This is a genomic window from Pedobacter nototheniae (assembly GCF_004335085.1).
In the GTDB taxonomy this organism is placed as follows: Bacteria; Bacteroidota; Bacteroidia; order Sphingobacteriales; family Sphingobacteriaceae; genus Pedobacter; species Pedobacter nototheniae.
In genome coordinates this window covers 1-24157 of record NZ_RQRS01000007.1, presented here as the reverse complement: position 1 = coordinate 24157, position 24157 = coordinate 1, and the positions used below count along the sequence as shown (strand labels likewise).

Annotated in this window: 23 protein-coding genes and 1 tRNA gene; 6 read left to right on the top strand and 18 right to left on the bottom strand. The window is 33.2% G+C overall.

Annotated features, from left to right (window positions below):
• Nucleotides 1-61 precede the first annotated feature (61 nt).
• The gene (locus tag EHC72_RS07795; protein ID WP_131537122.1) at nucleotides 62-1375 is read left to right on the top strand and encodes a nicotinamide mononucleotide adenylyltransferase; all 1314 of its coding nucleotides are present in this window, start codon (nucleotides 62-64) and stop codon (nucleotides 1373-1375) included.
• Here EHC72_RS07795 and EHC72_RS07790 read toward each other — a convergent pair whose 3' ends face one another.
• The 10 genes from EHC72_RS07790 to EHC72_RS22640 all read right to left on the bottom strand — a co-directional run bounded on the left by EHC72_RS07790 (nucleotide 1376) and on the right by EHC72_RS22640 (nucleotide 11232).
• Complete coding sequence (locus tag EHC72_RS07790) at nucleotides 1376-3031, bottom strand: MutS-related protein (RefSeq protein ID WP_131537121.1); 1656 nt, start codon at nucleotides 3029-3031, stop codon at nucleotides 1376-1378.
• Nucleotides 3032-3079: 48 nt separating this feature from the next.
• Nucleotides 3080-3778: a LytR/AlgR family response regulator transcription factor gene (locus EHC72_RS07785; RefSeq protein ID WP_131537120.1), complete on the bottom strand. Its 699-nt coding sequence runs from the start codon at nucleotides 3776-3778 to the stop codon at nucleotides 3080-3082.
• Complete coding sequence (locus EHC72_RS07780) at nucleotides 3775-4845, bottom strand: sensor histidine kinase (RefSeq protein WP_131537119.1); 1071 nt, start codon at nucleotides 4843-4845, stop codon at nucleotides 3775-3777. Before EHC72_RS07780 ends, EHC72_RS07785 begins: the two co-directional genes overlap by 4 nt.
• Nucleotides 4846-4978: 133 nt before the next feature.
• Complete coding sequence (locus EHC72_RS07775; RefSeq protein ID WP_131537118.1) at nucleotides 4979-6202, bottom strand: ABC transporter permease; 1224 nt, start codon at nucleotides 6200-6202, stop codon at nucleotides 4979-4981.
• Nucleotides 6203-6212: 10 nt separating this feature from the next.
• Nucleotides 6213-6959 carry an ABC transporter ATP-binding protein gene (locus EHC72_RS07770; protein WP_131537117.1) on the bottom strand — a complete coding sequence of 249 codons (747 nt, stop codon included), beginning with the start codon at nucleotides 6957-6959 and terminating at the stop codon, nucleotides 6213-6215.
• Entirely contained in the window at nucleotides 6959-8158 is a 1200-nt protein-coding gene (locus EHC72_RS07765; protein WP_131537116.1) for an efflux RND transporter periplasmic adaptor subunit, read from the bottom strand. The genes EHC72_RS07770 and EHC72_RS07765 overlap by 1 nt, the downstream gene beginning before the upstream one ends.
• 41 nt (nucleotides 8159-8199) lie before the next feature.
• Complete coding sequence (locus tag EHC72_RS07760) at nucleotides 8200-9495, bottom strand: TolC family protein (protein WP_131537115.1); 1296 nt, start codon at nucleotides 9493-9495, stop codon at nucleotides 8200-8202.
• A gap of 166 nt (nucleotides 9496-9661) precedes the next feature.
• Complete coding sequence (locus EHC72_RS07755; RefSeq protein ID WP_131537114.1) at nucleotides 9662-10687, bottom strand: S66 peptidase family protein; 1026 nt, start codon at nucleotides 10685-10687, stop codon at nucleotides 9662-9664.
• Nucleotides 10688-10991: 304 nt separating this feature from the next.
• Nucleotides 10992-11063 (bottom strand) — tRNA-Met (locus EHC72_RS22645).
• A gap of 7 nt (nucleotides 11064-11070) precedes the next feature.
• Nucleotides 11071-11232, bottom strand: a complete 162-nt coding sequence (locus EHC72_RS22640; RefSeq protein ID WP_165585787.1) for a hypothetical protein — start codon at nucleotides 11230-11232, stop codon at nucleotides 11071-11073.
• Between the two features lie 215 nt (nucleotides 11233-11447).
• Here EHC72_RS22640 and EHC72_RS07750 point away from each other — a divergent pair, with 215 nt between their 5' ends.
• Nucleotides 11448-12749 carry a DEAD/DEAH box helicase gene (locus EHC72_RS07750; protein WP_131537113.1) on the top strand — a complete coding sequence of 434 codons (1302 nt, stop codon included), beginning with the start codon at nucleotides 11448-11450 and terminating at the stop codon, nucleotides 12747-12749.
• Nucleotides 12750-12849: 100 nt separating this feature from the next.
• Here EHC72_RS07750 and EHC72_RS07745 read toward each other — a convergent pair whose 3' ends face one another.
• The 4 genes from EHC72_RS07745 to EHC72_RS07730 all read right to left on the bottom strand — a co-directional run bounded on the left by EHC72_RS07745 (nucleotide 12850) and on the right by EHC72_RS07730 (nucleotide 16757).
• On the bottom strand, nucleotides 12850-14166 hold the full coding sequence (locus EHC72_RS07745; RefSeq protein WP_131537112.1) for an OmpA family protein: 1317 nt from the start codon (nucleotides 14164-14166) through the stop codon (nucleotides 12850-12852).
• Between the two features lie 210 nt (nucleotides 14167-14376).
• Entirely contained in the window at nucleotides 14377-15042 is a 666-nt protein-coding gene (locus EHC72_RS07740; RefSeq protein WP_131537111.1) for a YdeI/OmpD-associated family protein, read from the bottom strand.
• Between the two features lie 14 nt (nucleotides 15043-15056).
• Nucleotides 15057-15587 carry an RNA methyltransferase gene (locus EHC72_RS07735; protein ID WP_131537110.1) on the bottom strand — a complete coding sequence of 177 codons (531 nt, stop codon included), beginning with the start codon at nucleotides 15585-15587 and terminating at the stop codon, nucleotides 15057-15059.
• A gap of 18 nt (nucleotides 15588-15605) precedes the next feature.
• A complete protein-coding gene (locus EHC72_RS07730; RefSeq protein WP_131537109.1) occupies nucleotides 15606-16757 on the bottom strand; it encodes a galactokinase in 1152 nt (383 codons plus the stop codon).
• Nucleotides 16758-16831: 74 nt separating this feature from the next.
• Between EHC72_RS07730 and EHC72_RS07725 the strand changes: the two genes are divergently transcribed.
• Nucleotides 16832-17881 (top strand): aldose epimerase family protein, encoded by a 1050-nt coding sequence (locus tag EHC72_RS07725; protein WP_131537108.1) that lies wholly within the window; start codon nucleotides 16832-16834, stop codon nucleotides 17879-17881.
• Nucleotides 17882-17884: 3 nt separating this feature from the next.
• Nucleotides 17885-18280, top strand: coding sequence for a DUF1398 domain-containing protein (locus EHC72_RS07720; RefSeq protein WP_131537107.1), 396 nt, complete (start codon nucleotides 17885-17887; stop codon nucleotides 18278-18280).
• A 102-nt stretch (nucleotides 18281-18382) separates the two neighbouring features.
• Here EHC72_RS07720 and EHC72_RS07715 read toward each other — a convergent pair whose 3' ends face one another.
• From EHC72_RS07715 to ribD, 4 genes are read right to left on the bottom strand one after another with little or no spacing between them, the layout of a single operon-like run.
• Nucleotides 18383-19243: a nucleoside phosphorylase gene (locus EHC72_RS07715; protein WP_131537106.1), complete on the bottom strand. Its 861-nt coding sequence runs from the start codon at nucleotides 19241-19243 to the stop codon at nucleotides 18383-18385.
• Between the two features lie 13 nt (nucleotides 19244-19256).
• Nucleotides 19257-19871 (bottom strand): IMPACT family protein, encoded by a 615-nt coding sequence (locus EHC72_RS07710; RefSeq protein ID WP_131537105.1) that lies wholly within the window; start codon nucleotides 19869-19871, stop codon nucleotides 19257-19259.
• Nucleotides 19861-20727 (bottom strand): DMT family transporter, encoded by an 867-nt coding sequence (locus tag EHC72_RS07705; protein WP_131537104.1) that lies wholly within the window; start codon nucleotides 20725-20727, stop codon nucleotides 19861-19863. The genes EHC72_RS07710 and EHC72_RS07705 overlap by 11 nt, the downstream gene beginning before the upstream one ends.
• A complete protein-coding gene (gene ribD, locus EHC72_RS07700) occupies nucleotides 20727-21779 on the bottom strand; it encodes a bifunctional diaminohydroxyphosphoribosylaminopyrimidine deaminase/5-amino-6-(5-phosphoribosylamino)uracil reductase RibD (RefSeq protein WP_170311720.1) in 1053 nt (350 codons plus the stop codon). Before ribD ends, EHC72_RS07705 begins: the two co-directional genes overlap by 1 nt.
• An 88-nt stretch (nucleotides 21780-21867) precedes the next feature.
• On the opposite strand from ribD, the gene prmC reads away from it, so the two are divergent.
• Both prmC and EHC72_RS07690 read left to right on the top strand, forming a co-directional pair.
• Nucleotides 21868-22719: a peptide chain release factor N(5)-glutamine methyltransferase gene (gene prmC / locus EHC72_RS07695; RefSeq protein WP_131537103.1), complete on the top strand. Its 852-nt coding sequence runs from the start codon at nucleotides 21868-21870 to the stop codon at nucleotides 22717-22719.
• A 454-nt stretch (nucleotides 22720-23173) separates the two neighbouring features.
• The gene (locus EHC72_RS07690; protein WP_131537102.1) at nucleotides 23174-23902 is read left to right on the top strand and encodes a LytR/AlgR family response regulator transcription factor; all 729 of its coding nucleotides are present in this window, start codon (nucleotides 23174-23176) and stop codon (nucleotides 23900-23902) included.
• Nucleotides 23903-24157: the final 255 nt, after the last annotated feature.

Genomic DNA, 24157 nt, shown 5'->3' with positions numbered 1-24157 from the left:
TAGATTGATTTTATATTGCATCTGGATTTATCCTAACGTCATTTTTTTGTACTTTTGCGCCATGGAAAGAGAAATTCTGGATACTAAACGCAAAGCATTAAAAATAAACCTTGACCCAGCTATTTATGGCACTTTTGCAGAAATTGGCGCAGGACAAGAAGTTTCAAGAAATTTTTTTAATGCAGGAGCCGCATCCGGAACGGTGGCAAAAACAATGTCAGCCTATGATATGACTTTTAGCGACGCCATTTACGGAGCTGAAGCTTCTGGTCGTTATGTAAGTCAGAACCGACTTTTACAAATGCTGGATCATGAATTTGGTCTGCTTAATGAACGCTTATCAGGTGAAAAATATGAAAGCCGTACTTTCTTCGCATTTGCAGATACCGTAACTACCCTAAATTATAAACGTACCAATGAGCCACACGGTTGGGTGGGAATTCGATTTCAAAATGAGCCTGGTGGCTTGCCAAATGAAATCTTTTTTCATGTACGCTTATTGGATACCGATGTAAACATGCAACAACGTGTTTTAGGAATTATTGGTGTTAATTTACTTTACGCAGCTTTCTATAATTATCAGGATCCAAAATTAATGGTCGAATCTCTGGCCGATAACTTAACGATCGGTTCAGTAGAAATAGATTTGATTTCTGTTAAAGGACCAGCATTTCCTGATGTAAATAATATTCTACTTAATCTTTATATGATTATGAAGGATTTTTCTGCAGCAGCAATTTTCGATGCAGACGCACATCCACGTCAAGCTAAAGATTTATTATACAAAAAGGATATCATGATTTTGAGAACCAAATATGGTCAGAAATCTAATCCAAACTTTAATTTATTCAATAAAGCTACAGAGCAGTTTAAACGTACTAATAACGTTGCCGAAGGGAACTTAGCTGTAATGATTGAAGTATTGCTTACCAATGTTTTAACGGATGGCCAGGAAACACCGGATGATGTAGATTTAGAGGCAGTTGCAAAAAGAACACAGGATATGTGTGATACAGGAAATATTGTGATTGTATCTAATTTTACAAGACATAATCGCCTTGCAAAGTACTTGGATCGTTGTAAACCAAAAAGTGTAGGTTTGGCAACGAATATCAACAACTTAAAATTTGTATTTAACTCCACCAATTTTGGCGAGAATTATTCTGGTCAGCTTTTAAGCTATGTTAATGATATGTTTAGTAAAAATGTAAGGCTTTTTGCTTATCCATTTTTAGATAAAAAAACCAATCAGGTTATTACTACTGCAAATATGCCAATCACTGCTGAAGCTAAACCTTTATTTGATTTCTTATTGATAAACGGCTATATTACAGATATTAAAGATTATAGTGAAGACGAAGTGAAAACTGTTTAATTAATTACTTAGGCTTTTGCTAATCTGTAATGCTTCGATAATAATCTCTTTTGGATAGCCAGATATTTCTAATATTTTGATTGCGTTTTTAGTTTTTAAAGGGCCAGATTTTAGCTTATGATCAAAAATAAGTTCGTTATCTTCTATCGTTTCTGTAAAATGATATAAGTCGTATTCTGGTTCGAGCATTGTTACCAACTCAATATCATGGGTGGCAACAAAAACCAGATTTAAATTATTGTTGAGATAAGAAAGAATGGCTTTGGCAGCTGCAATTCTCTCTGTTGTATTAGTTCCCTTAAAAACTTCATCTAATATAAATAGATTTTGATAGCCTTTATTTACTTCATTTACAATAGTATGCATTACCTCAACCTCTTCTAAAAAGTAACTTTTACCATCAAAAAGATTATCATCAATTCTTATTGAAGTGTGTAATTTTATAATTGGAGCTTTGTAAGCCGTAGCATAACACGTAAAAATTGTTTGAGCTAACAAAGAGTTAATTGCCAGTGTTCTTAAAAAGGTAGATTTCCCAGACATGTTAGAGCCTGTTATCAGCATGCTTTTATGATCGAGATAAACATCATTTGAAATGCAATCTTTAATTAATGGGTGTTTGATTTCTTTTATATCGATCTTTTTGTCTGGTGAAATAAATTCTGGCACACATATAAGTGAAGTATTCTCTCTAAGTGAAGCCACAGAAATAGCTACATCTACACTTCCAACGTATTGAAATAAATTTAATATGTTTTCCTGATTGTTTTCAAGCAAACTCATGAGTTTAAAGAATGTAAAAAGTTCAACCAAGAAAACTGCCTTAATCAATTCAAACAAATAGAGGGGAATTTGGCTTATATCGCCCTGATTACTTTGGCTAAAATCCTGATATAAAATTCTAATCTTCTTCTGAAATTTCTTGAATAAAGGAATTGATTCTTTGATTTTTGTAGCATCAAAAGGAATATTTTCTTTAGAAATTCTTTTAGAAACATCGATAAGAATATTTAACTGCGACAACGATTTTGTAAAAACCAGAAGATGTTTTTTATTCCAGTAATTTAAAAAAGTGGCGTTAAATGTAACTAAAAGAAGAAAGAATAAAGCGCAAATTGAGAATTTAAAGGAAAGAATAATTAAGGCGACCATTAAAAATAAATCAACCGCAAGCCATTTAAACCAAGTCGGTTTTTCAACTAACTTATTATTAAACAGTAACACGATAGAATAACCCTCGCTACTATTTAATTTAATAAGTTCACCTTGGATCTTTTCCCTTAAAGTAGTATTTTCTCTAAAAAACTTTGATTGTTCATTTAATTCATGAAGTTGATTGATATTATTCGTTGGATTTTTAAGTTTATTGTATAAATATTGCTGCCCAACTTTACTATTTGTTCGATCTATTTTAGCAAATAACTGATCAAAATCTATATCAGCCATAGTTTGATCAGAAAGTGTATGAAAACTTTTTTCTTCCTGATAGTAAATGGAATACCAACTGGCTTTATCAAAATTGATAGATTCTTCCCTTTCTTTGGCCCAGCTACTTTTTAAATCTTCTAATATATTTCTCTTTCTTCTTTTTTGATCGATAATTGAGAATATAAAAAAGAAGGATAGGAGAATAAGGCCAGCTAAAATATAATTCATTGCATAATACGTTCGGAAAACAGACTACAAGATACGGTCTAAAAGAGATTATTTAAGCAATTTTTCGATTACAAATTTATAACTATCACTAACGGATAATTCTCGATCCTGAATAAAAACTGAATTTTTTCTAATGGAGGTAACCTGTTTTATATTTATAATATAAGATTTATGGATTCTTTCGAAATAATTGGGAAGTTGTTCTTCCATATTCTTCATGCTTACCCGTACAATTGCTGCTTTTGGAGTATTGGAAAGGTGTATTTGAACATAATCTTTTAAGCCTTCAATATAAGTAATATCATTAAAGATAATTTTCATTAGGCTATAACCAACATTTACAAACATGTATTCTTGTTTCGCAGAGGCTAAATGCTCTGTAGGTTGCTTTAATTCATATAAATCTTTAGCCTTATTGCATGCTTTCATAAAGCGATCCATGGAAACAGGTTTCATTAAATAATCCAAAACATCCATTGCAAAGCCATCTAATGCATATTGTTTGTATGCAGTAACCAAAATTATCATCGGTTTTTTTACCAGACTTTGGATAAATTGCAACCCAGTTATGCCAGGCATTTGAATATCAATAAAAATTAAATCAATGGGTTGTTCCTGCATTATTTTATTAGCAGAAAAGGCATCATCGCAGCTGGCTACCAAATTAAGAAATGGTATTTTGCTAATATTATCAGCCAAAAGGTTTAAAGCCAGGGGTTCATCATCAATGGCCAGGCAGTTAATCATATATTTAGTTTTAGTGATAAATTTACTATAAACCAATCATCTTTCTTATCAATTTTGAGCAAATGCTCTTTCTGATAAAGCAAATTTAATCGGCGTTTTACATTAGCCAATCCAATACCTGATGAATTATCCTTTGCTTCGTTTGTCTCATTTGGATTAAACTTATTTTTAACGCTAAAGGTTAAAGTTCCATTTTCTGCCGTAAGATTGATTACTATTTTAGGATTTTCAATTAAGCCAACCCCGTGTTTAAAAGCATTTTCTACAAATGGAATTAAAAGCATAGGCTCAATTTCATCATATTCATTTTCCAGATTAATATTGGTTTCAATTTCTGCTTTTTTACCGAAACGTTGCTTTTGTAAATCTATATAACCATTTAAATATTCTGATTCTGTTTTTAAGGAAACTTTTTCTTCATCAGTTTCATATAGCATATATTGCATTAAGCCCGATAATTTCATTACTGTGGGCTCCAACTCATCGCTTTTTAGACGAACTAGAGCAACGATGTTATTCAAAACATTAAAAATAAAATGCGGGCTAATTTGCGAACGGAGAAAAGAAAGTTCTGTTTTCATGTTTTCCTGTTCACGTTGTAAAGCTCTTTTTTCTTCTTTAATTCGATCAGTAATCATTCTGAAAACCGTACTGGCTGCCATTGTAAGTAGAAAAGTTGGTAAATTAAACCAAATGGTTCTGATTAAATTAAAATTAAAGTTTGGAAGATAAAGTTGAAATAAAACTGCATGAACAACCATTACTCCAAGTAAACTCAACAGAAAGAATACAGCATAAAGTAAATACTTTTTTGGGTATAGGAACTTTTGAACAAGAACTTGGCTATTTAAATAGAATATTGCAATCCAATAGAAATAACTAGTGAAGTTTAACCTTAAAAATTGAGCTTCCTCATCAGGAGATAAGGGGCGTGGTGGGCGGCTCCGGTTGACGTTTATTATATAAGGCAAAGCAATTAAAACAGCCCATACCAAAATGTGCATGGTTATTTTAATCCATTTTTTTGAAAAATTGATAGTCATTATCTTTTGCGTCGATCTTTTCATAGCTAAGTTATCAATAAATTATACTTTTACTATTTTTGATAATTTATGATGCTCGAGAAATTTTTATTTCTAAAAAGAGCAGATGGCACTATGGCTATTGGACTCTCAAAACAATACCACAGCGCCAATAAATCTACTCATATCTTAGTGCATCAATCGGATCCAAATTTGATGCTTTTTGCGCTGGATAATAACCGAAAAACACACCAGTAACCGCACAAACGATAAAAGAAATCACGATAGAAGATTCTGAAATTAAAATCGGCCAGTTTAAAAAGTAAGAAATCATAAAAGCAGAACTCACACCTAATAATACACCAATAATACCGCCCGTAATACTTATTAAGATAGCTTCAATTAAAAACTGCATCAATATATCTTGCCCTCTTGCGCCAATAGACATTCGCAGACCTATTTCTCGTGTACGTTCGGTAACCGAAACATACATAATATTCATAATGCCGATGCCCCCAATTAAAAGAGAAATACCTGCAATAGCCGTTAGCAAAACCGTTAACATGCTACTTGTTGATGTAATGGTTGTAATAAGCTCTGCTTGGGTACGTACCTGAAAATCATTTTCTTGTGAACCTAATAATTTGTGGCTATCGCGAATTGAATTTGTAATTTCTGTTGTTGCAGCATCACTTGAAGCTTCGCTAGTTGCCGAAGCATAAATACTTTGCAAATAATTTGTAGCTGTAATTCTTTTTTGAACGGTTGTATAAGGCGCAATAATAATATCATCCTGATCTTGACCGAAATTACTTTGTCCTTTGGGCTCTAAAATGCCAATTACCTGAAATGGAATGTTTTTAAATCTAATAATCTGACCAATTGGATTGCTTCCGTCAGGAAATAAATTGGTAATAACAGTTTGCCCCAATAAGCAAACTTTTGCAAATCTTTTCACATCAGTTTCTGAAAATAGTATTCCATCTTTAAGCTTTAACTGGCGGATATTCAAATAATCAGGACTTACACCCGTGATTGTAGTTGGCCAATTGTAAGCTCCCTTAATGGCTTGTCCGCTTGTAGATACCACTGGAGATAAGCCATTTATATTTTTTGAGTTTAGCCTTTCAATCGCCTGAATATCTTCAAGTTTAAGGGTTTGAATACTACTTCCTTGTAAGCGTACGCCACCGGGTTCGTTACTTTGCGGCATAACGGTTATCATATTGGAGCCCATTCCTGATAATGAAGACTGGATACTTTGCTTAGAGCCTTGTCCAATCGCCATCATGGCAATTACAGCTGCAACGCCAATAATTATGCCTAGCATGGTTAAAAAAGCCCTAAGCTTATTCCTCTTCAATGCCATGAAAGCAATTCTCAATAAATTTAAAATGCTCATCTTTTTTTATTTAATAATCATCTGATTCTGGTAAACCGGCAAGTGCTTCTTTCGCAGAACGCTGATTTTGATTTATACTATCTTTTTGAATTTTTCCATCACGAAGCATAATAGTTCGGGTACTAAAAGCGGCAATATCCGGCTCGTGTGTTACAAAAACTATTGTTTTCCCTTCGGCATTAAGTTCTTGCATTAAAGCCATGATCTCGTAGGAAGTTCTTGTATCCAAATTTCCGGTAGCTTCATCGGCTAAAATCATAACAGGTTGGTTTACAAGTGCTCTTGCAATAGCCACACGTTGTTGCTGCCCACCAGAAAGCTGGCTTGGTGTATGATCAAAGCGTTCGGCTAATTTTACCGATTCTAATGCTTTAATGGCTTTTTCTTTACGTTCATCAGCTGATATTTTTTTATTATAGAAAAGAGGAAGTTCTACATTTTCTAATGCAGATGTTCTAGGCAATAAATTATAAGCCTGAAACACAAAACCAATTTTTGTATTTCTTAAACCTGCTAAACTATCTCTATCTAAGCTTTTAACATCTACACCATCCAGCAAATAAGTGCCATCGGTTGGTTTATCTAAACAGCCTAAAATATTAAGCAAAGTTGTTTTTCCAGAACCGCTGCTACCCATAATGGTTACAAACTCTCCGGCTTTTATATCGAAGCTTATTCCCTTTAAAGCACGAACAGTTTGGTTTCCCATTACAAACTCTCGTTTTAAATCCTGAATATCTAATATCTTTTGTCCCATTATCTTTTCCTATTATTTCCACCTGGACGTTTTGGCATAAATGGACTTGATTGTCCTTGACTTTTAGCTTCGGCTTTACCCATTGCTTGCGCTGCTGTAATTACTTCATCTGTAGCAGCCAAACCTTCCAAAACTTCTACCTGGGTATTATTATTTATGCCAGTTTTTATCTTTTTCTGTACTAATTTATTTTCTGCAGCTTTAACCCAAACATAGGCTTCATTTTCTGCTACTGGTTTTTTATCTGGATTAATCCAACTAAGCTGATATTTTGGACCAAGTGTAGAATCTGGCATGTATTTAATTGCTTTTGCAGGAATCAACATTGCATTATTTACCTCTTTAGTAAAAATGGTTATGTTAGCTGTCATTCCAGGTTTTAGCTTGTTATCATCATTTGCGGTTTTAATAATGGTTTTATAAGTTACCACATTAGAAGAAATGGTAGGATTAAGCCTTATTTCCTGAATTGTTCCATTAAAAGTATCATTCAAATAAGCATCAACCGTAAATGTAGCACGTTCATCTTTTGAAATGTCACCTACATCAGCCTCATCTACAGAAGCCTCTACTTGCATCTTAGTTAAATCTTTTGCAATACTAAAAATGGTAGGGGTGCTAAAACTTGCAGCCACGGTTGTACCTTCACTTACGCTACGAGATAAAACTGTACCATCAATAGGAGAATAGATGCTTGCCAACGATAGGTTTTTTTGTGCAGATTGCAACTGTGCCTTGATGCTATTTACAGATGCTTTTGCGGCATTGTAAGTGTATAAAGCATTATCATAATCGGCTTTGCTTATGGCCCCAACATTGTATAATCCACTTTGGCGACTAAAATTTCCTTGCTGATAAACAAGCTGACTTTGCGCACTTGCTAAATTTGCCTGGTATTGATTAACAGTGGCTTCGAATAAGGTTTTATCCAGCTCTGCCAGCAATTGGCCCTTTTTAACTTTTGAATTAAAATCGGCATAAAGAGTTTTTATAGTGCCTGAAACCTGAGTACCTACGGCAACGGTATCTACTGGCTGTACTTTGCCCGTTGCAGTTACGTTTTCAGAAATATAACCCATTTTAGGTTTCTCCGTTGTTAAAACTACAACTTGCTCGGTTTTACGTAAGGCGAAATACCAAACTCCAAAGGCAATAATGGCAATACCTATTATGATCCATATAATTTTATTCTTCTTCATTTTCTTAATGTTAATATGATGCCTTAATCTTTTATGATGATTTAATTAGTTATTGGAATACCTGTATAAAAATTGTATATTTTGGTATATAAGTTTGCAGTATATTTTGCTTGCACAAAAGATTGCAACGCTTGTATATAAAGATTTTTTTGTTGTAAATATTCCACGGTATTGCTAACGCCTTGCTTTAATTGTGCATTGGAAATCCGTAAAGCTTCATCCGTATATTTAAATTGTTCTTCTGCTGCTTCGTATTGGCTATTAGCATTTTGCACATTAATGTAGGCTCTCTCAACATTTTGAGTTAATGTTGTTTTGGTATCTAGTAAAGATAATCTGGCTTGTTCTATCCCTATATTCGCTTTTGCAACATTAGTTTTTGTTACTTTTCTATCAAAAATTGGAATAGAAAGAGTTAAACCCAAGGATTGATTAAATGCGTTATTAAGTTGGTAAGAATAATTGCCTATTGAATTATTGTTGTAGCCACTATATAAAGATCCAGACAAACTTAAAGTTGGTCTTATTGTGGCTTTTGCCTTTAACAACTCTGTGGTTTGCAGTTGAATATTTAATTCTGCACTTTTAATTTCCGGACGCGTGCGCAAGGCTTTATCTTGTGCTGAAGCCAGATTATCCAATGCCTGAGTATTCTTTGTAGTATCTTGTGTTACCACATCAAAAGGCGACGAAGTTGGTAGTTGCAAAATTTGTTTTAAGGTTAAAATATTTTGCTGCAAAGTATTTTGTGCAGTTACCAGCGTATATTTATCATTTGCATAACTAGCCTCCAACTGAAGCAAATCCTTTTTTGCTATCGTGCCAAATTTCATTTGTTGTTGCGCCTGGTCTACCTGTGCTTTGCTTGTAGTAAGTAAATCCTGCAGGTAAGTGATATTTTCTTTAGCCAAAAGAATATTTAAATAAGCTTGCGTAATAGAAATGGTAATATCGTTTTTAGCTGCATCAACAGAAAGATTAGCTGTTTGTAAGCTCAAATCTTTAGCCTTAATGTCGTTTTTTAAATAACCACCATTATAAAGTGTTAATGCAGAGTTTACACCATAACCGCTGGTAGTTTCCAACCCCGATTTATAATTTGTGATTGCTTGTGATACACTGGCGGATAAATTAGGAAGTGTGGCACTTTTAGAAGCGATTAAATCTTGCTCAGCAGTTTTAGAACTTAACACCAAATTATTAATGTTAATGTTTTTATCCTTAGCATATTCAATGCAGGTTTTTAAATCCCAAACTTTAGATTGCTCTTGTGCATTGCCGCTATATCCTGCAAGCAGAAATAGAATTATAACTATATATTGAATGTATGGGCGCATGGCGAATATTTTTTGTACGTAATCGTAATATTGTACACAAAAATATATCCGCGTAAAGTGATATTTTGGAAATTGAGACCAAACCTGAAATTGTTGAGATCAAAGAATCTTATTTTGAGATAAGTGGATTCCGAAGGTTTGCCTTTTATTGAGAAAAATTGATAATTTATATTGTTTTTAATACAGTTCCGCTTTCATTTACTTGTAATTGATGTTGTACGCCACACTTTAATGCAAAGTTATTTCTTTGATGGCCTACAGGAAAATCGAATGCAACAGGATAGTTATATTCCTTAATTTTTTCCATCACGATTTCATAAATGGTTTTTCCAAATTCTTCACCAGCATCATCGGGCTTAACCTTAAAACCTCCAACAATCAATCCTTTTAGCTTATTTAGTTTTCCGCTTCGTTTCAAATTCCAAAACATTCTATCCAAGCTGTATAAATATTCGCCAGTATCTTCTACAAAAAGAATTTTGTGATCGGTGTTCAAATCAGATTCACTTCCGCAAAGTGTTTCAATAATACTCAGGTTGCCTCCAACTAAAATGCCCTCAGCATTACCAAATTTATTATTTATGTGAGCAGGAGCGGAGTAGGTCATTTCTTCACCAATTAATGCTTTCTTAATAGACAAAATAGTATCTATTTGAATCGGCTCAGCCTTGTTCCAGTCATCAGGAAAGCTATTGCACATTTTTGAATGGATAGATGCGATATTAAACTGCTTGGCTAAATGACAATGTAAAACCGTTATATCGCTAAAACCTATAATCCATTTTGGATTTTTCTTAAACTTAGAAAAATCAAGCTTATCAATAATCCTCACAAAACCGTATCCACCTCGAGCACACATAATGGTTTCAATTTTTGGATCATCAAGCATATTCTGAAAATCCGAAAGTCTTTCTTCATCAGTACCACCGTAAGTAAAATCGCGTTTGCCAATTGTATTTCCAATCTTAATATCAAAACCCCAACTTTGCATTTGCAAAACGGAAGGTTGAATTTGCTCCATTGTAATGTAGCCAGCGGGGCTTGTAATTCCTATTGTACTGCCTGGTTTTAAATAAGGGGGTATTTTGAAAGAGGAATTATTTTCAGGTTCAATGGGATTAGCCAAGCTTTTAAATGCCGGTAATAATGTAGCTGAAGCTATAAATGAAGAAAGGAAATGTTTTCTGTTCATCTAATATGTGATATTTTAAACGAATATAGCGTTTGGATAGCTGAAATGAAGGTAACAAAAAACAAGAAAAGGGATTTATATCCATAAATCCCTTTAAACCAAACAAATTAATCTGTAAAAGATTAGTATAATGTGAATTAACTATATAACCAAGTATTTTAAAAATTGTTTTGATTGTTAAATTATTTCAAAAAAAATAAGGCTATCCCTCGCGGATAGCCTTAGCTAACAACAAAACAAATATATGATAACCAAATCATTCAAGCTTATTTCAAGCTTGTAAAGTATATGAGCGTATACTTTGCGGCCTAGTGATGGATTCGAACCACCATGTATGAGTTTATGAAACCCCAACCTTCCTTTCAGTCAACTGGCCAATATTGTTATAATTGTTTAAGCGTTAAATAATCCTTTAATTCGGCAATTTGCTCTTTGTTTAAATTATCTTTATCATCAGAAATTAATTCCTTTTTTTCATCACTTGTTAGTGGATAAATGAAATTTGGATATTCATCTATTGCGGGATATTGAAAGTAAATAGACATAATAGTAATCCTTTAATTTTAAAGCATAAATAACGTTAACCAATAATGTTAGGCAAATATATAAATTAGTATACAATATCTATAGAAATAGTAGTGTTTATTTTGAAATATTTTTTAGCCATTTAAATCGCTCAAATAAAGCTTTGCAAATTCATGTTCTTAAAAGCTAATTATTTTCAGGATATTTGCACTCTTATTCATTAATCAAAAAAATTGTGTCTTTAGATAAATTAAAACTCAGTAAGCCACTTGTTGCGGCAATGACAGATGCCGGATTTCTAACCCCAAAAGAGGTTCAGTTAAAAACGATGTCGAGAATTTTAGGTGGGCAGGATGTAATAGCTGTAGGACCAGAGGGCATTGGAAAAACCACTACTTATGTTTTGGCTACACTAATGAAGCTTAAATATGCATTTGAAGAAGCACCTAGAGCTTTGATTTTAGTGCCTGATGCAGAGCATGTTGCTGAGGTTATAGCACAGTTTAATTTACTAAACAGAAATAAAACATTTCGCATTGTTGGCATAGATAGTTCAGGAAGCATTGATGCCCAAATGAACGAACTTACCGATGGTGTGGATATTATTGTTGCCGTGCCTGATCGGGCTCGTGCCTTATATTTGAAGCTGGCACTTAACACTAATAAAATTCAGTTATTTATTGTAGATAATGCTGAATTGATCGTTAAAAAAGGATTACAATTACCAGTTGTGGAATTGGCAAATAGTGCTCAAAAATCTCAACACGTAATTTTTACGGAGGTATTGCATGATAAATTAAACCACATGCTTAATCCTTTTATGAAATTTCCTGCTATTATAGAAGTTCAGGAATTGGCAGAAAAAGAAGCTGAAGTGCACCAACAATTGTTGTATCAAGTTCCAAATTTTAGAACTAAACTTAATTTGCTTACACTTTTAATGAGCGATGTTGAAGTTTTTGATAAGGTGGTAGTTTTTGTAAATACTAAATTAACGGCCCAAACGGTTTATAAAAACTTTAACCACGTTAATGAGGGTGAAATTAGTATTTATAGATCATTATTTTTTGACGATGCAGGCTTTGATGATATTCAGGATTTTAAAAATATTGCTGAAGCACGAATTTTAATTGTAGCGAATGAAGGATTGCAGGATCTTGATATTTCGGGTATTCCATTTATCATCCATTTAGAATTACCTGAGCAAAAGGAAACTCTAATTAAAAGAATTGTAAAGCATAGCGATGAAGAAGTTGTTGCCATTACTTTTTCTACAGATATTGAATTAATTGAAGTTAGAAAAATTGAACAAGCAGTAGGAGAGCTAATGCAAGTTATGGATTTGCCTGAAGACTTAAAGGTTGTTGATGCAACTGCTTCAAAAACGAAAAAGAAAAAGGCAGTAGATGATGAAGATGACTCTTCTGAACGTGGTGCAGCTTTTCATGAAAAGAAAGCCAGCAATGTAAAAAATTACAATTATAGTGCGGGTACTAAAGCTAAAATGACTTATAAAAACAAAAAGGGTTTATCTTAATCTTTTGGTTTAAATACTTATTTGATTTTTTATCTAAAAATTATAAGCATGAAAAAAGGCCCGATTTAATCGGGCCTTTTCATTTATCGTTAATTAACGACTAGTATAAAGTAAACTCTACACGACGGTTTTGTTGACGACCAGCTGCAGTTTTGTTAGTTGCAATTGGTTGACCCATTCCGTAACCAGTAGCTTCGATTCTTGAAGCGTTAGCGCCTTGAGATACTAAGTAAGCTTTTACTGATTCAGCTCTATCTTTAGATAAACGTAAGTTTAACTCTTTAGAACCTGTATTATCTGTATGACCAGCTAATTTTAAGCTAAAGTTTTTCTCAACTAATAAAGCTGCAACACGGTTTAATGTAGTGTATGATTTTGGACGAATAGTCGCTTTACCTAAATCAAATTCTAAATCTTTAATCGCGTCAGTAACAACTTTACGATCTGCTTCAGTTACAACAACTTTAGTTTCTTTAATGATTTGTGGTTTTGGAGTTGTTAAAGGACAACCTGAACCATCAACTACAGTACCAGCTGGAGTTCCTGGGCATTTGTCAAATTTGTTTGCAACACCATCATTATCATCATCACCTAAATCTTTAGCATATTGCTCACGATCTCTAGCTGCATTTTGTTCTGCAGTAGATAATGCTCTTCTTAAATCAGCACTTTCTTCTGCACTTTGTTTACGTAAATTAGCTAAAGAGCTATAATTTTGTAATTGTGGCTTATCTTTACTTCCTAAAGCAAACTCTAAACCAGCGTGTGCATAAGCAAATCTGTCGTTAGTACCAGTGTTAAATCCATCAAATTTAGCAGATTTAACAAAGTTTACATCGTAACCGAAATCTAAGTTAATACCTTTAGCAACACCTAATTTAAAACCCGCACCTACAGGTATAAACCATCCTTCTCTGTAATAACCAGCATCAGCTGTTGAAGGTGAAGTAGTAGCACCAGATGACATATAACCAGCACCAGCTTTTAAATAAGGGATTATAACTGCATTTTCGTTATTAATGTTAATGTTTGCAACATTATAAACTGCTGTTAACGCACCCGACCATTGGATGTTAGTTTTGTACCCAGTGTTAGCAACGTAACCACCAGCACCATTAGCTAATCTTAATTCTTCAACTTTACCAGCTAAGAAATCTGCTTGGATACCTAATGAAGGTAAAATTTGTTTTTTGATGTAACCACCGTAACCAATGTGCTCGCTTGGAGTTTGAAATAAATGGTTAGAGTTACCAAAAATTGTTCTAGGCGTTAATAAACCACCATGAACACCTACAGACCATGTTCTGAAATCTTGTGTAGAGAAACGACTAGTAGTCGGTGTTTCTTGAGCAAATACTTGGGACGATAAGCCTAATAAGGCAACCAACATTGTTGATTTTGTAATCTTGGAGTTCATATTTTTCTTTTTATGTTAATCAATAGATTTTACTACTGTTGTTGCTTGACTTTAAGAAAAAACCCTGCCAAAGATTGAAATAACAAATCAATACACACTAAATCAATAGCTTATATTAAATAAAATTCGTAATTGTTTTGTTATATAAAAGAGAAATGAGCGTTAAATTCTGTATAGTATTCTATACAGAATTAACTTTATGATAATATTCTAATCCTTTGAATTTGGATTTTTTTTGCTAGTTAAAAGCATTTCAAGGGCTTTTTCTAACCTGTTAGTTCTGGTTTTTTCTTGCTTAGCTGTTAAAATCCACAGTACATATTCCTTTTTATTAGAATAAGAGAGGGTATTGTAAAACTGAAATGCGGTTGGATGATTCCTCAGTTTAGCTTCAAAATCATTGGGAAGCTTAACATTTTTTTTATCTACATCTATAAATTCAGAAAATTCATTCTTTTTTATTTCAGCATTACCAACGCCGGATGTTTTTACTTCTGAAATAAGCTTTAATCTTAAAGCAGTCCAGGTATTATCAACTGATGCAGATGCGCAAGGAGTTAAGCCTTGCATATTTAAATCTTGCCAGCTGTTCATTAAATCTAAATCAGAATCAATTTTTGATGATTTCTTCGGATAAAAAATCCAAACGATGATATCAGGTTTTATTTGATTAATGTACTTTTCAATTTGATTATATAAATCTTTCTTGCTACGAGAAAAGCAAATTAAAGCATTAAATTTTGTTGCGTTATTATATTTAAAATACACATCTGTAGGGATTTCACCAAAAATTGCTGGTGCACTTTCGGGCGCATCAGCAATTTCTACAGTATAACCTGATTTAATATGAAGCTTTTTTAAAAGTGCATTTTGCATATCGCCCTAATAAATTACAGCCTTAATTTAGCAAAGAAATCCCAGAAAACAATGCCAGCAGAAATGGTAATATTGAAAGAATGTTTAGTTCCAAATTGAGGTATTTCGATGCATTCGTCTATTTTCGTCATTACTTCGTCACTAACACCATCAACCTCATTACCAAATATTAAGGCGTATTTTTTATTAGGATTCGGGCTAAATGCATTAAGCATCGTACTGTTTTCTGCTTGTTCAATGGCTACAATTTCATAACCCAAAGCACGCAGCGCATCAACAGCCTGTATGGTATCAGTGTAATGAATCCAATCAACAGATTGAGTTGCGCCCAAAGCTGTTTTCTCTATTTCGCGATGTGGCGGTTGTGCAGTAATTCCGCAAAGCACAACCTTTTCAAGTGCAAAACCATCAGCAGTTCTGAAAATAGAACCTACGTTGTGCATACTTCTTACATTATCTAAAACTGCTATAACAGGCAGTTTTTCTTGTGCTTTAAATTCGCTAATATCCGGACGATTCAGCTCGTCTAACTTTAATTTCTTCATTTAATAATATTTCCTCTACTAAAGCCTAATTGGCCCATTTCCAATTTCACTAATATAAATTGCCGCAGGATAACCAATTTTATCTACGTAATAATCAGTTAGGTGTTTGGCAAAATCTTCTTCAAAACCTTTTTCTAGTAGTGCAATAGCACAACCTCCAAAGCCGGCACCAGTCATACGTGCACCAATTACATGATTATAATTTCTGCAAAAATCAACAACAGCATCAAGCTCAGGACCGCTAACTTCATACAATTCTTTTAAAGATTGGTGTGAAGCATACATCAATCGTCCAAATTCAACTAAATCACCTGCATTTAAAACTTTGGCTGCTAAATGAACCCGATCATTTTCTTTAACTACATGTGTAGCACGGTTTAAAACTACTTCATCTTTAATTAAATGACTGTGTAAGGCAAATTTTTCTGCTGTTAATTCGCAAAGATTATGAAGTGTAATTTCTTCATTTAAAGCTTTTAAAGCAGTTTGACATTCGGCAACACGTTCATTATATTTAGAATCGGCAAGTTCTCTTGGTTTATTTGTATTGATGATAGCCAAAACATAATTTCCGAGATTTATATCTACCATTTTATATTTTAACGTATCACAATCCAGTACAATTGCCTTATCTTTTTCGCCATAAGCCACTGCAAACTGATCCATTATTCCTGAGTTAACGCCAATAAATTCATTTTCGACTCTTTTGGCCATTTTAACAAGATCAAGTTTATCGTAACTTAAGCTGAAATATTCGTTTAACGCAAAAGCAGTTGCAATTTCAATAGATGCAGATGAAGAAAGACCAGAACCAATCGGGATATTTCCAAAGTATAATAAATCTACTCCAGGAATATTTTTTCCATCTTTTATTAGTTCATTTATAATACCAATAGGGTAGTTGAACCATGAACTTCCATTCTTTTGTTGAATTTCGTTGCTGTTAATTTCAATGGTTGTCTCAAAGTTTAAACTTTTAAACCGAAACTTACCTTCATTATTTGGTGCTAAGGCTAGCCACGTACCTAGCGTTATTGCGCAAGGCATTACAAGGCCACCATTATAATCAATATGTTCTCCAATTAAATTAACCCGACCGGGTGTAAAGTATAAGGCATCCGCATTTTTATGGTAATGTTCAGCAAATTTTTCAGCTAATTCAATGTTCATCTGGTTAAAAATATTTATAAAATCATTAATAATAGTATGTTTGTTTAGAAAACAAAAGCCCTAAGTTACAATTTATGAGCGTTCAGCAAATACCCACAGGAAAATTTATTGATGGCGAAGAAGTTATCGCAATCGAACTAACCAATAACAAAGGCACTTACGTTAAAATATTTAACTATGGCGCTATAATTAACAAGTTTATCGTTACAAATGCGCGAGGCGAAAAGCAGGATATTGTTTTAGGTTTTGAAACTATTGAACAATATTTGGATGAAAAATACCTTGAAAATAATGGCTTAATAGGCGCAGTAGTTGGTAGATATGCCAACCGTATTAAAAACGGTAAATTTTCTATAGATGGAGAAACCTATCAACTGGCACAAAATGCAGGAACGGATAGCTTACATGGTGGATTAGTTGGTTTTGATAAAAAGGTTTGGGATGTTATTGATACTACCGAAGAACCACATGCTTCGGTTACACTTGAATATGAAAGTGAGGATGGTGAAGAAAACTTCCCAGGAAACCTGATTGTTGCCTTAACCTTTGAATTAACGGATAATGACGAACTTATTTTAAGTTACGAAGCTGAAACAGATAAGGCAACCGCTATAAATTTAACTCATCATGGCTATTTCAATTTATCACCGATGGGCGGAAATTTAGCAAAGCATAAACTACAGATTTTTGGATCTAATTATTTGGAACAAGATGACAATTACTCAGTAACTGGAAAATTAATTCCAGTTAAGGATACCCATTTGGATTTCACTAAAATGAAAGAAATTGGACACGATTGGGATGCTGATGAAGGCTACGATCAAACCTTTGTTTTAGATAAAACATACGGAGATTTATCTTTAGCTAGCAAAACAATTGACGAAGAAAGCGGTTTAATATTAAGTGTTTATACAACAGAACCGGTAGCGCATTTATATACTTCGAAGTATTTAAGAGCTGAAAATGGTAAAGGAGGAAGAAATTATATTGGTTATGATGCTTTTTGCATTGAAACACAGCACCATCCAAATGCCATTAATATTCCTGAGTTTCCGAGTACGGTGTTAAAACCTGAGGATTTGTATACGCAAACTACAATTTATAAGGTATCATTAAACAAATAATATATGTTTACTATTGAAGAGATAAAAACAGCGGAATCTAAAATAAAGACCGGCGCAGATTTCCCGAACTTTGTTAGGGAAATTAAAGCGTTAGGGGTAAAAAGAAACGATGTTTATGTTTCCAATGGTTTATCAATATATTTTGGTGAAGGAAATCATACGGAGCAGGGAAGTCCTGAAAATTATCCTGATTTAATTATCAATGAAGAATCTTCTGCTGAGAAATTGCAACATGCCTTAATTATTCACCAGCGTGGTGAAACGGATTATTTCACTTTTTGTAAACAGGCAGCTGATGCAGGTGTAGAAAAATGGGTTATAGAAACAGGAGATTTGACAGTAGTTTATCTGGATAGCGAAGGGAATGTGTTGATTAAGGAAAATATACCTGTAGTATAATTATGGCTATAAGATTAAAAAGCCTTATAGAGTTATTTCTATGAGGCTTTTTAATTTGTTGTAGATAGTCCTGAGTGAAAATAAATTAATCTTTACAGAATTCTATATTCTCTCAAGCACCATTTTAATCGCTTTTTCTACTATATCGTTAGGGTTTTTACTAAAGTGAAGGTTTACTCTACTTGCCAGAATTGCATTAACAGACAGAGCTTTATGACCTAACACTTTTGCTAATGCATATATACCTGCGGTTTCCATTTCTAAATTAGTAACCCTTAAACTTCCACTTTTAAAAGAATTAATCAAGCTAATAAAATTAGGTACAGCATTTTTAGCTCGTACTTGTCGGCCCTGAGGCGCATAAAAACCTGGCGCAGTAATGGTAATTCCTTGTTCCATATCTTTACCAATTGTGTTGAGTAAGGTTTTACTTGCGGCAGTTAAATAAGGATTAATATTTTTTAAATGCCCGAAATGTGTTTTTACATCATCGAGCAAACTATGTTCATCACCTGATAACTCCTGAACGTAATAATTCATTAAAGCATCCATACCTAAGCCATATGAAGAAGCTAAAATAGTGCCCATAGCAATATCGGGTTGTACGGCACCAGAAGTACCAACGCGAATAATATTTAAAGAAGTGAGTTCTTTTTTAACTTCTCTACTCTCAAAATCTATGTTAACAAGAGCATCAAGTTCATTAAAAACAATATCAATATTATCGGTGCCAATACCTGTAGAGAGCACCGTAACTCGCTTAGAACCCACATAACCGGTATGCGTAATAAATTCTCTCTTACCTTTTTTTAATTCTATGCGGTCAAAATACTTGCTTACTTCGCCAACACGATCTGGATCACCAACAGTAATTACTGTTGGTGCAACATCATCAGGCAATATATTTAGGTGGTAAATTGTTCCGTCTGGATTTATAATTAAATCACTTTCTGCTATTTTCATAGTATATCTGGTATTAAATGGTTTGAAGGTATTTTAACTTAATGCCTTCAATTTTATCAAACTTAGCTAAAACTATATTTAATTGTGCCTTTCTAATCTCAAATTTTAAGCTGCAATGTGTATCAAAACTTTGAGCCAATACTAGTAAGTCTGCTTCCTTTACCAGTTTCATTACATCATTCATTTGCAGGTAATCGAACTGAACCTCATATAAATCGTTAATAGTTTTGGTGATTATTAATGAAGCCTTAATAGACTCTATTGCAGCAGTTTTATAAGCATTAATTAAACCAGGAACACCTAATAATGTACCACCGAAATACCGAACTACAACAATTAAAATATTGGTTATATCTTCGGATAATAGACAATTTAAAATCGGTCTACCAGCTGTACCAGACGGCTCGCCGTCATCATTAATTCTAAAAACAGAACGATCTGGCGTAAGCCGATAAGCATAGCAAAAATGCCTTGCCTTTGTATGTTCAGCCCTTAAATTTATTATAATAGGTTTAACTTCTTCCTCAGATCGAATGGGATATGCATATGCAATAAATTTGCTTCCTTTATCTCTAAATATACCTTCAGCAGGAGTTTCTATAGTTTTATAGGAATCATCAAACAGCATAAATTTGCGATAAAGTGATTAATATAACGGCTGTCAATGCTAAAAAGATACCGGCGTAATTGAGTTTGGTTAGTTTTTCCTTAAAGATTATGATTCCAATTAAACTTCCTACAACGATAACGCCTAAATTCATTGCAGCAAATACGGTAGATGGATTTTTGGATAAAGCCTGATGTGCTTTTAGGTAGAAGAGGATATTTCCAAAATTAAACAAACCTAAAATTATACCGCAAGCTAAGTTAACCAATTGTAATTTAGTCTTTTTAGTTAAAGTCATTGTAATTACAATAACCACAGAAACGATAAATGCTAAACAAAAAACGGTAAAAAGTGACGTGGTATAAGGTATTTCTTTGTGTAAGGCAATTTGTTTAAAAAGGATATCAATTACACCGAATCCAACAAAAACAATAACGGGGTAAATCCATTTATTTCGTTCTGTTTGCTTATCGCTTTTGCGGATAAATGTTAGAAATATAGAAACAAAACCAACCGCCAATCCAATAAATTTTAAATCATTAAAATCTTCTTTAAATATAAAATAAGCTGCTAATATTGGTATAAATAGAGAAAGTCTTTGTGCAATATCCGTTTTAACAATGCCAAGGTTTTTAACAGATGCTGCTAAAAACAAAAAGATGGTGGGTAAAAGTATTGCTAAAGAAATGTAAATAGGCCACGGTGCTGTTGCAGTAATTATTGAAACATCTGGTTTAAAGAATAAAAAGCATAATATTAAAGCGGTTAAGTAGTTATAAGTAACGGCTTGAATAATACTAATTTGGTATCTTTTAGCAAGTTTTAAAAGAACAGCAACTGTTACGCTGCAGAAAATACTTAAAGCTATGTATAACATTAATTTGAGTGGTTTATATAGATTGATAGTTTATCATTTCCAAGCGTAAAACTATCTTGCAAATGACCATTTATAGTAGGAGCGGCAATGCCCTCAGTCCAACTACTATCTGAGGTGAAAACACGTGCTTCATCCCAGAGATTGGCTTCTAAAAATTGGTTTAAAATATGTGCTCCGCCTTCAATAATTACAGACTGAATATCCATTAGATAAAGCTGAAAAGCAACTTTTTGCGCCAAATAAAAATGCATATCCTCCATTTGAATGTAATGCACATTATCTATTACATCGGTTTTTACCTCATTTAAAATAATAGTTTTCGCCTCTTTATTGAAAATATGGTTGTTTTGAGGAATTTGTAAATGTTTATCAATAACCAAGCGAATTGGATTTTTACCTGGCCATTCTCTAGCTGTTAAATGAGGATTATCTACTATAGCTGTTTTTTTACCTATTAATATTGCATCTTCTTCCGTACGCCATTTGTGTGCTAAACGCTTTGCTAAAGCTCCACTAATCCATTTTTGATGACCATCAGTTGTAGCAAAATATCTATTGGCAGTTTCTGCCCACTTTAAAATAATATAAGGGCGTTGTTTTTGTATCCGAGTAAAAAAACGTCTGTTAAAATATCTACATTCATCATCTAAAACGCCGCTAATAACTTCAATATTAGCATTTTTAAGTTTCTCAATACCTTTACCATCAACACCAGAAAATGGATCACGATTACCTATTACCACTTTTTTTAGTTGGTGCTTTACAAAAAGATCAGCACAAGGAGGCGTTTTACCAAAATGCGCACACGGCTCTAGATTAACATAAGCTACAGCTTCCTTTAACAAGGCTTCGGCATCATCACCGTATTGCTCAAATACTGCTTTAATTGCGTTAGGCTCTGCATGTGCTTGTCCAAACTGCTGATGGTAACCTTCGCCAATTATTTTTCCGTTTGCAACAATTACACAGCCTACCATCGGGTTTGGGCTTACATTTCCAATTGCTGTGGCTGCTAGTTCTAAACAACGTTTTATGTAAAATTCATCGCTCATTATCGCAAAAGTAGTTAAAGATTTTAATGGAATTAGTAAAATAGAAAATGTAAATAAAAAAGCTAAACTATGTTTAATTTTGCAATGCATGAAAATCAAAGAATTAGAAGATAAATATATTTCCGACTTAAAAAACGTATACGACTTAGATGAGGCCAAAGCTTTATTTAGTTTATCTGCTGAGCATGTTTTAAACCTCTCGCCAATTAAATTAAGGATGCAGCAAGCGGTATCCCTACTATATGATGATTACCAGAAATTGTTATCTATTCTTGAAGAATTAAAATCAGGCAAACCCATTCAGCATATTATAGGAGAAGCTCATTTTTATGGGTCGGTTTTTAAAGTGAATGAAAATGTACTGATTCCGAGGCCTGAAACAGAGGAGTTAGTGGATTGGATTATTGCTGAAATTCAAAAAACAGGAATTCAAAAGTTAGATATATTAGATATAGGAACTGGATCTGGCTGTATTCCAATTAGTATTAAAAAGTATTTACCTGAAAGCAGTATCACTACAATTGATGTTTCTGCAAAGGCAATTGCACAGGCGAAAGAAAATGCAATAATTTTAGAACAGAAGATTAATTTTATTGAGGCGGATATATTAACGTATAAAAGTAACGAGAAATACGACGTTATAGTAAGCAATCCGCCATATATAAGAATTTTGGAACAGAGGGATATGCATAAAAATGTACTAACTTTTGAACCTCACCTGGCATTATTTGTTAGTGATGAAAACCCGCTGATTTTTTACAATGTAATTGCAGACTTTGCTTTAAGCAATCTTACTGAAAATGGGCAGTTATTTTTTGAAATTAATGAATATCTCGGTACAGAAACTATTGAAATGCTAAAAAACAAAGGCTTTAATGATGTGGAGTTGAGGAAAGATATGCAGGGAAAGGATAGAATGATTAAGGCTAAAATCAGTTAAAATATTTTCTTTGAAGCAAATTAAATTTATTTCGTAGTACAATATCTGCAAGGAAATTTAAGTATAATCTTTGTTTAATAGCCCTGATTGAAATGGCGGCTACCGATTTTTATCGGTGCAATAATGGAAAGCAGGAGAGGTATAAACGATTATTGCAGAACCTTGCGCTTCAAATCATCATTATAATTTCCTTTTAATTTCTGAATTAAATAAAATTTATTTGGGCGTTTTAACACGCTGTTTGCTATATCCCCGATAGAAAAAATTCGGGGGATGCCGCGACCATCGTTAACGCACTAAAGCCTTACTTTTATGAATTATAAAACATTATAGTCTAATTTAAATTTGGCAGTTTTTCTAAATGTTGTATATTTAGCCATGCATCCCTGCCTCATCCCAAGAGGTTAATTGTAATTAAAACGGTGTCTAGGGAAGGCATTTCAAAATATAAACTATGAAATATAATTGTATCGTTATAGACGATGATGCAAGTTCTGTAAATTATTTAACTGAGCTTATCAATGGTTCTGAGGATTTGAGACTAATTGCCACATACCTTAATCCTGTAAATGCATTAATAGATATGAAAAAGATGCCAATTATTGATATACTCTTTTTAGATGTAGAAATGGGAGAGGTTTCTGGCTTAGATATACTTCCATTAGCAAGGCCAATGGCAAAGAAAATCATAATTGTAACTGCTTATCCAAAGTATGCCCTGAATGCGTTTCAGGTTAATGCAGATGATTTTTTACTCAAGCCATTTGGACAAATTAAGTTTTTTACTACTGTACAACGTGCTATTGGAGAACCTAAAAGAAGGGTAGATTTACAGGTACAAAAAATGTTTTATGTTAAGGGAAAGCTTAAAAACACTTTCAATCAAATGGAAATAGAAAATTTAATAGCTGTTGAAGCTGAGATTGGAAATGTGAAGTTGCACGCAATTAAAAATACCATTTTGGGTTATCATACCATTAAGGATATTGAAGAATTTTTAGAGCCTTATTCCGAATTTTTGAGAGTTCACAAATCGTTTATTGTTAACGCCAAATTTATTAATAGCTTAATGGATGATAAAATATTAATGACAAATGGAATCACAATTCCAATGGGTAAAAGTTACAAGAAAAATTTGTTATCGTTTATCGGCGATAGAACTCTTAAGAAAGGGATTAGTTAAGGTTGAAGGCTTTTACCAGAAGTTTACTTTAAAAAGAAAAGATATATAATCATTTCCCAGTTTATATATTTATGTTAACTAAGTAGCAATTTAATAAGCTATTAAAATATTCTTAAACAAAAAAGCCCTACATTTCTGTAAGGCTTTCTGTGATCCCGCTGGGATTTGCACCTAGTGCAAAAATCGACGGTTAAATAGTATTTGAGGCTGTTCAGTAATTCTACTCATTGAATTACTCACTAATTTTTTAATACG